Source organism: Bacillus sp. 7884-1, assembly GCF_002272245.1.
Lineage (GTDB): Bacteria > Bacillota > Bacilli > Bacillales > Cytobacillaceae > Neobacillus.
Genome location: NZ_NPDD01000351.1, coordinates 1 through 410 on the forward strand (window position 1 = coordinate 1; position 410 = coordinate 410).

Here is a 410-nt window from a genome sequence, read left to right on the forward strand (position 1 = left end):
CGGATATTCCTCTGTCAGACTATTATGAACACTAGGCATTAACGTAAAGGTTACTTTCTCCCCAGCTTTTAGATTCGGTATTTTCCAAGGAGAACCTGGTGCATACCATTGTAAGAGCTTATCTTCATTTGTAATAGCACTCCAAACTGTTTCTTTTTCTCCATTTATCAAAACAGAACTTATATCTGGCGTATGATCCATAACCATTCTCCCTGAGATTAATTTATATGTAACTATCATAGAACTTCCACAGGAGGGGCTACTCCTTTAATACTTTAACTGTTTAATGATTGCAATATTGATTACCCTTCAACAATTGCTAGGTATTTCAATATTTCTCCTTCTACTTCAACGATTAAAATATCTCCTCTTTCCTTGGCTAAAAAAATCTTTGCACCCACTGGGAGCTT

At 35.9% G+C, this 410-nt stretch carries 1 pseudogene; it reads right to left on the reverse strand.

The features are described 5' to 3' along the window. Positions 1-201, reverse strand: a pseudogene (locus tag CHI06_RS29075) (hypothetical protein); the annotation flags it as partial. Between the last annotated feature and the right edge of the window lie 209 nt (positions 202-410).